Source organism: Flavobacterium sp., assembly GCF_044361015.1.
In the GTDB taxonomy this organism is placed as follows: domain Bacteria; phylum Bacteroidota; class Bacteroidia; order Flavobacteriales; family Flavobacteriaceae; genus Flavobacterium.
Window position 1 is genome coordinate 1 of sequence record NZ_JBIKJL010000082.1, and the last position, 7,137, is coordinate 7,137.

Sequence of the window (7,137 nt, forward strand, 5' to 3'; positions counted from 1 at the left end):
CACTCGGTCGCATCGCTTTTTCAAGCAATTTAAAATCAGGTCTGTAATAACCTCCAATTTCTTGTTTTTTGCCTTGAGAACCAATTAATTCGGCATTGATTTTTTCTTCATTTTCTTTTAGTTCCTTGGCAATAGGAGTGAAGAGTGCTTTTAATTCGGCATCTTTATTTTGTTCTGCTAAAGCTTGAGCCCAATAGAATGCCAAGTAAAAATGAGAACCTCTGTTGTCAATTTGTCCCACTTTTCTTGATGGTGATTTATCTGTTTCTAAGAATTTTTCTGTTGCTGAATCTAACGTTTCTGATAGTACTAATGCTTTTGAATTATTTAAAGATTGGCCTAAATGTTCTAATGAAACGCCAAGTGCCAAAAATTCTCCTAGTGAATCCCAACGCAAATAACCTTCTTCCAGGAATTGTTCTACATGTTTTGGAGCAGAACCTCCGGCACCTGTTTCAAATAATCCGCCACCATTCATTAACGGAACGATGGAAAGCATTTTTGCAGAGGTACCAACTTCTAAAATTGGGAATAAATCAGTTAAATAATCGCGTAAAACATTTCCGGTTACCGAAATAGTATCTAATCCTTTGATGATTCGTTCTAAAGTATATGTGGTTGCGTCAACAGGATTCATGATTCGAATATCTAAACCACTAGTATCATGGTTTTTTAGATAAGTCATTACTTTTAAAATGATCTGTCTGTCGTGAGCTCTATTTTCATCTAACCAAAAAACAGCCGGTGTATTTGATAGTCTCGCACGGTTAACTGCTAATTTCACCCAATCTTGAATTGGTGCATCTTTTACCTGACACATTCTGAAAATATCACCTTTTTCGACAACTTGTTGCATTAATACTTCACCATTTCCATCAATTATTTTTACAACACCGTAATCATCCAATTGTAAGGTTTTATCATGTGATCCGTATTCTTCCGCTGCTTGAGCCATTAAACCCACATTAGGTACGCTTCCCATTGTTTTTGGGTCAAATGCACCATGTTTTTTACAAAAGTCAATCGTAGCGGTATAAATTCCGGCATAACATCTGTCTGGGATTATAGCTTTTGTATCTTGTGGTTTACCTTCAGCATTCCACATTTGTCCGGAAGTACGAATCATAGCCGGCATCGAAGCATCTACAATTACATCAGACGGAACATGAAGATTAGTGATTCCTTTTTCAGAATTGACCATTGCAATAGCCGGTCCTTTTGACATTGCTTCATTTAAAGCAGCTTCCACTTCACCTTGTTCGGGATGACCTGCAATTTTTGCATAAACATCTCCTAATCCATTTTTAGTATTTACACCAAGCTCTTTGAATAGTTCAGCATATTGTTTAAAAACTTCCGCAAAAAACACATCTACTATTGCTCCAAACATAATTGGGTCGGAAACCTTCATCATGGTTGCTTTCAAATGAACTGAAAACAATACGTTTTTTGCTTTTGCATCTTCAATTTCGTTTGCAATAAATTGTTTTAGAGCATTCAAATTTAAAACAGCACTATCAATAATTTCACCTGCTTTTAGTGGAGCATTGTCTTTTAAAAGTTTACTTGTTCCATTCTTTGCTTCAAATTCAATTTTGAATGTTCCAGCTTCCTGTATAACAATTGACTGTTCACTACCATAAAAATCACCTTCGTTCATGTGAGCTACATGTGTTTTAGAATCGGCACTCCATGCACCCATACTGTGTGGATGTTTGCGAGCATAATTTTTAACTGCTTTTGGAGCACGTCGATCAGAGTTTCCTTCTCGTAAAACAGGGTTAACAGCAGAACCTAAAACTTTGGCAAACTTCGCTTTTACTATTTTTTCTTCCTCCGTTTGTGGATTTTCAACAAACTCTGGAATGGCATAGCCTAATTTTTGTAATTCAGTAATGACCTCTTTTAACTGAGGGACAGAAGCCGAAATGTTTGGTAACTTAATAATGTTTGCCTCCGGAGTAGTGGCTAATTGACCTAATTCTAATAAATCATTATTGATGCGTTGGTCTTCTTTTAAATAGTCAGGGAAATTGGCAATGATTCTTCCTGCTAGTGAAATATCTCGGGTTTCAACTGAAATGTTAGCCGGGGCAGTAAAGGCTTTTACAATTGGTAAAAAAGAATGAGTAGCTAGCATAGGAGCTTCATCCGTAATTGTATATATAATTTTGGATTTTGACATGATAGAATAATTTGTTTGTGTTTTTTTGTAATCTTTCCCAAAAAATCAGGATTACAAATATAAGAAAAGGTTCGTAAAATTATCCTGAAAGAGATAACGAAATCGTTTGATTTACATAAATGTCATTCAAAAGACTTAAAATTATTAAATTGACAAAAAACAGCTCAAAAATTGAGAATTGTTAACTTTAAATTTTGAAATGATTTAAACGGATATTGTTTTTATTGTAATATTCAATTTGTTTTTTTTCTAAATTGTTATTTAAGTAAATAAGAAATCGTTATTTCTTTGTTTAACTTTGTGGAAGTTATGCAATATATATTTCTACTTATTTTCTCCTTTTCCTTCGCTCAACAATCCACCAAAGTTGATTTTAAAACAATGAACGCCACTTTGGCTCCAAATGCCACTGATAAATCCATTTCCGGCGAGGTCAACTATGAATTTGAAGTTTTAAAAGCGATTGACACCATTGCCATCGACGCCATCAAAATGGATTTTACAAACGTAAAAATCAATGGTAAATCAGTCAACTTTAAAAATACAACTAAAAAACTCCAATTATTCGAAGGTTTTAAAAAGGGTAAAAACACAGTAACTTTTACTTATACCGCCACTCCCAAGCAAACGCTTTACTTTATCGGAGAAGGTGAACCTTCGACAGGCTCAGGTCAAATCTGGACCCAAGGTCAAGGAAAATACACCAGTCATTGGTTACCCAGTTTTGATGATGTGAATGAAAAAGTGATTTTTAACATTTCCATAAAGTTTAGCGAAGGGTATACGATACTTTCCAACGGAGTTTTGAAAAATAGAGATCATAAAAGGAATGGATATGAGCAGGGATTTACAACTTTTAATTACCAAATGTCCAAACCGATGTCTTCCTATTTGGTCATGATGGCAATCGGTAAATTCACCAAACAAACCGCGAACACTAAATCCGGAACACCGTTAGAATTTTATTTGGATGAAAAAGATTCCGATAAATTTGAAACCACCTACCAATATACCACGCAAATTTTTGACTTCTTCGAACAAGAAATAGGCGTGAAGTACCCTTGGGAAATCTACCGCCAAGTTCCTGTTCGTGATTTTTTATACTCCGGCATGGAAAACACGACATCCACCATTTTTGCTCAGGATTTTGTGGTGGATAAAATTGGGTTTACTGATAAAACGTACATCAATGTCAACGCTCACGAATTAGCTCATCAGTGGTTTGGCAATTTAATCACTGCACAATCCGGTAAGCACCATTGGTTACAGGAAGGTTTTGCCACGTATTATGCGTTGTTGGCCGAAAAAGAACTGTTTAGTGATGATCATTTTAACTGGGAATTATATGAAATGGCCGAACGTTTGCAACAAGCTTCCAAAGAAGATACAATCCCTTTACTAAACGAAAAAGCCAGTTCGCTTACCTTTTACCAAAAAGGAGCTTGGGCTTTGCATTATTTGAGAGAATCTATCGGAACTGACAACTTTCAAAAAGCAGTAAAGAACTATCTGAAAAAATACAGTTTCAAAAACGTAAATACCGATGATTTTTTAAATGAAGTAAAAGCTGTTTCTTCATTTGATACCGAAAATTTTAAACGCGTTTGGTTGGAACAATCCGGTTTTGAAGTGAATCAAGCGTTGACTTTACTGCGTAAAAATACGTTTATGAAATCGTATTTGGAGTTGGTCGATTTGCAATCCAAACCATTAGCAACTAAGAAAACGCATTTTGAAGACCTTTTAAAAAATGACGCTTTTTATCCCATCAAAGAAGAAGTAATATTTCAATTAGCAGAAGTGCCTTTTGAAGAAAAAGAAACACTTTTAAAATTGGCTCTGGATTCAAAAAATATAAAAGTCCGCCAGGCCGTTGCTCGTATTATGGTTGAAATTCCAATTTCTTTTCAAGCGGATTATGAATCGCTTTTAAACGATGAATCCTACATCACTAAAGAAATTGCATTAGGAACTTTGTGGAATTTATTTCCCGAAAAACAAGCGGATTATTTAAATCAATCCAAGGAGTGGATCGGCTTTAATGATAAAAACCTTCGGATACTTTGGCTCACCTTAGCATTGATGACCAAAGACTATCAAAACGAAAATAAAGTGAATTTTTACGATGAATTACTGAATTACAGTTCGCCAAATTTTGAAAGTTCTATTCGTCAGAATGCGTTAACCAATCTGTTGTTTCTGAATCCGAATGATCAAAATATCTTGCGGAATTTAGTCAACGCAACCACGCACCACAAATGGCAGTTCACTCTTTTTGCCCGCAATCAAATACGTGAATTAGTCAAAACCGACCGACACAAAAAGTATTTTGAAGAAATGCTTCCGAGTTTACATGCGGCAGAACAAAGTCAGTTAAAAAGGTTGTTGCAAAACTAACCCATCATTTGAATCACTTCCGTTTTTAAATAACTAATTGCCATATAACTGGGCGATTGTTTGTCCAATAAATCACTTAGAATTACCTCACGTAGTTTGTGCGATGATTCTACTTTTTCACTCATATTTGCTTTGCGAATATTTTGAATAATGGTGTTTTTAGCTGTTGTGATAACCGTCCAACAATCTTCAGTCAAATAAATTTGCTGGGTTAAATTGTGTTCAAATTCTTGTTCAATTTGCTGAATCAAAAAAGTTTCATAGGCATTTTTATCATCCGAAAAGGGAGCTACACGAATCAATAATTTCGCCGGATTGATGCGTTCCAAATACAAAACCATGCGTTCATATGCTTGTAAACGTAACGGTAAAGCATCTTTTTGTAATTCTTTTTGCAGCAAATAATTGCGGCGTTCCTGCTCACTTTTGTTGTGTAAATTGAAAAAGGAGTAAGCCACAATTCCCGTGATAATAGCCGGTAATGTAAAGGATATCAGTTCAATTAGTTTAATGGATTCCATAGTTCTTTTTAGTTTATTTTGGAGCTATTTCCCGCTATCCGTTCCAAAATTTTCTTGTAAAATCTTTTTTTCTACTGTCAAAAAAAGAGCTCCCTCTCGTCGCTTTTTTTTACCAAGAAAAAATAGCTTTTACAAAAAAATGTTTTCCACTGCTATCGGGGCTAAAACGTCTCCTGCAAAAATAGAATTTTAGTTGATAAATCGTAACAATTTTAATTGTAATAAATCATTAGTAAGCTTATTTTTGAACTTTGCTAAAAATACTATGATAAACGAATACATCAATCAACTCAATGAAGCCCAACGTGCACCAGTACTCCAAAAAGACGGTCCCATGATTGTCATCGCCGGTGCAGGTTCCGGAAAAACCCGAGTTTTAACAATGCGAATTGCTTACTTAATGAGTTTGGGAGTGGATGCCTTCAATATTTTGTCGCTGACGTTTACCAACAAAGCTGCTCGCGAAATGAAGAAACGTATTTCGGATATCGTAGGTAGCAACGAAGCGAAAAATCTATGGATGGGAACATTTCACTCGGTATTTGCTAAAATCCTTCGCATCGAAGCAGAGAAATTAGGCTATCCAAGCAACTTTACTATTTACGATGCTCAAGATAGTGTCCGCCTAATCGGGGCAATCATCAAAGAAATGCAACTCGACAAAGATATTTATAAACCCAAACAGGTTTTTAGTCGCATTTCTTCCTATAAAAACTCGTTGATTACAGTTAAAGCGTATTTCAATAATCCCGAATTGCAAGAAGCAGACGCCATGAGCAAAAAGCCTCGAATGGGTGAAATTTATAATAATTACGTCGAGCGTTGCTTCAAATCGGGAGCGATGGATTTTGATGATTTGTTGTTAAAAACCAACGAATTATTGAATCGTTTTCCGGATGTTTTGGCCAAATACCAAGACCGTTTTCGATATATTTTGGTGGATGAGTACCAAGATACCAACCATTCGCAGTATTTGATTGTTCGTGCTTTGTCCGATCGTTTTCAGAATATCTGTGTGGTAGGGGATGATGCTCAAAGTATTTATGCATTTCGTGGAGCAAACATCAACAACATTTTAAATTTTCAAAAAGATTATGTCGATGTGCAAACTTTTCGCCTGGAACAAAATTACCGTTCCACGAAAAATATTGTACAAGCGGCCAATTCCATTATTGATAAAAACAAAACCAAGTTAGAAAAAGTCGTTTGGACGCATAATCAGGACGGACCCAAAATAAAGGTCAACCGCAGCATTACCGACGGGGAAGAAGGTCGTTTTGTAGCTTCTACCATCTTTGAAGAAAAGATGCGAAACCAAATGAAAAATGGGGAATTTGCTATTTTATATCGCACCAATGCTCAGTCTCGTGCCATGGAAGATGCGTTGCGAAAACGCGACATTCCCTACCGAATTTACGGCGGTTTATCGTTCTACCAACGTAAAGAAATCAAAGATGTATTGTGCTATTTACGTTTGGTAATCAATCCAAAAGATGAAGAAGCATTAGTCCGTGTCATCAATTATCCCGCTCGTGGAATTGGCGATAGCACCGTTGAAAAACTAACCGTAGCAGCCAATCATTACAAGCGGTCCATTTTTGAAGTGATGGAAAATATTGATAAAATTGACTTAAAACTCAACTCGGGGACCAAACAAAAATTGGAGGATTTTGTCATGATGATTAAAAGTTTTCAAGTCATCAACGAAAATCAGGATGCGTTTTATTTGGCCGAACATGTCACTAAAAAAACAGGATTAGTTCAAGAATTAAAAAAAGACGGCACACCGGAAGGAATAGCCCGAATTGAAAACATCGAAGAATTACTAAACGGTATCAAAGACTTCACCGAAGGTCAAAAAGAAATTGACGGTGCTCGAGGAGCGTTGTCAGAATTCCTGGAAGATGTGGCTTTGGCAACTGATTTAGATAAAGACACGGGTGACGACGACCGTGTGGCGTTAATGACCATTCACTTGGCAAAAGGCCTTGAATTCCCAACCGTTTTTGTCGTGGGAATGGAAGAGGATTTGTT

General features: G+C 36.1%; 4 protein-coding genes. 2 read left to right on the forward strand and 2 right to left on the reverse strand.

Annotated features, from left to right (window positions below; all coding sequences use genetic code 11):
* Positions 1-2,188: NADP-dependent isocitrate dehydrogenase (locus tag ACIQ2Z_RS12170; RefSeq protein ID WP_396184440.1), on the reverse strand; the 2,188-nt coding region annotated here is incomplete at its 3' end.
* 306 nt (positions 2,189-2,494) lie between these two features.
* Between ACIQ2Z_RS12170 and ACIQ2Z_RS12175 the strand changes: the two genes are divergently transcribed.
* Positions 2,495-4,582 (forward strand): M1 family metallopeptidase, encoded by a 2,088-nt coding sequence (locus tag ACIQ2Z_RS12175; RefSeq protein WP_396184438.1) that lies wholly within the window; start codon positions 2,495-2,497, stop codon positions 4,580-4,582.
* On the opposite strand, the gene ACIQ2Z_RS12180 is transcribed toward ACIQ2Z_RS12175, so the two are convergent.
* Positions 4,579-5,103 carry a hypothetical protein gene (locus ACIQ2Z_RS12180; protein WP_396176365.1) on the reverse strand — a complete coding sequence of 175 codons (525 nt, stop codon included), beginning with the start codon at positions 5,101-5,103 and terminating at the stop codon, positions 4,579-4,581. The two genes, ACIQ2Z_RS12175 and ACIQ2Z_RS12180, sit on opposite strands and share 4 nt — an antisense overlap.
* A 268-nt stretch (positions 5,104-5,371) precedes the next feature.
* On the opposite strand from ACIQ2Z_RS12180, the gene ACIQ2Z_RS12185 reads away from it, so the two are divergent.
* A partial coding sequence (locus ACIQ2Z_RS12185; RefSeq protein WP_396184439.1) for an ATP-dependent helicase occupies positions 5,372-7,137 on the forward strand: 1,766 nt, incomplete at its 3' end.